Annotated in this window: 2 protein-coding genes; one reads left to right on the top strand and one right to left on the bottom strand. The window is 33.8% G+C overall.

Going from position 1 to position 1467, the window contains the following annotated elements; translation table 11 throughout:
* A partial coding sequence (locus tag ACFVU3_RS40020) for a hypothetical protein (protein ID WP_390073705.1) occupies window positions 1-698 on the top strand: 698 nt, incomplete at its 5' end.
* A gap of 39 nt (window positions 699-737) precedes the next feature.
* Here ACFVU3_RS40020 and ACFVU3_RS40025 read toward each other — a convergent pair.
* Window positions 738-1467 (bottom strand): MFS transporter (locus ACFVU3_RS40025; RefSeq protein WP_390073706.1); only part of this gene is annotated, 730 nt, incomplete at its 5' end.

Consider the following 1467-nt stretch of genomic DNA (forward strand, 5'->3'; position numbering starts at 1 on the left):
GTGGCACATTACATAGTGATTCTCCTCTAACTGCAAATAATAAGGCGCAACAATTTGAATCTTTAGTTCACAAGCATTATCCTGATAAATCAATTGAATCATTAACTAGTAATGAAATTTTAGATTTAATGAGATTACATAAAGTAGAACGAGGGCCATCGAGAAGTCTTGATTTGATTTATCAACCTATCCAAAGCCCTGAAATGACACGATCTGTAACTGCATTTTCAAAACCAGTATTCGTTGGTTTCACGAATTCTGAGGGAGATATTTATATAGAGAATGATTCACGGAAACTGTCACCATTGCGCTTTAAAGAAATCATGCGCTTATTCGATATTCCCATTTTAGAAGAAGTTCAAAATGCACAACAACAAAGAGAAGTAATAACGACATCTTATTTTAAAAATATGGCATTGAACTTTCTACAATCTACACATTCTCAACATAAATGGTTAGCACGTTTCGACTGGTGTAAACCTAAAAGCATTCATTTTAAATCTGCTTACCATATTCTCGATATGATATTTTGGTTTGGCAACTTAAATATTTTATCAGCAAATAATTATCATTATACGCAATCAGATATTCAATTAAGTCATGACATGATGGCAGATTTAGGTCACTTTGTAAGATACAATAAAATGCCTTGGTCTAAATACCATAAAGATACTGAATACTTTCATATATATAAATAAACCTGAAACGCTCATCCACTAACATGAGCGATTCAGGTTTTAATTTTTAGCGTAATGAATGTTCTTTAAAGTTAAAACAACAATAAGTCCGAGTAAGCCAATTATAGCACTTGTATAGGTTATGGCTTGAACATTAATATGAGATATCACTAACCCTCCAACAATGCCACCAAAACCAATACCGGCGTTCAGACATGACATATTCCAACTCATTACTTGGCTTGTATCACCTTCAACGTGTTCTATAATCCCACTTTGAATCGCAGGGTTCGTACTCCATTGCATAATATTCCATACAAACAACCCAATAAGTAGAATAACAGTTCCTGCAAGTAATAGGTTTAACACAAGCATCATGATAATGAAGATTGATACTGATATCATCAACCAACGCTTACTTGTAATTTTATCTGCAAAGACTCCCCCAAGTGATGTTCCGATTACTCCAGCAACACCGTTGATTAACAATGCTAGAGATACAAAAGATAACTCGTGTCCCTTTGACAAAATTAATGGGTTAATATACACAAAAGTGACTGAGTTTGCTACTAAAACTAAGAAAGTGATAATTAAATATTTTACGATTTCCATAGGACGTAAGATACGTGAAGGTATTTCGGAATCATGGTCCGATGAATGATTAGAACGATTGGCATGTGCTAATTCGCTTTCTTTAGGAAGATAGATAATCATCAATATACCTACTAGAACACTAACTGCCATAATAAATAGAAATGTAAAGCGCCAACCAACCCAATCACCTATCATT

The organism is Streptomyces sp. NPDC058052, from assembly GCF_042885515.1.
In the GTDB taxonomy this organism is placed as follows: Bacteria; Actinomycetota; Actinomycetes; order Streptomycetales; family Streptomycetaceae; genus Streptomyces.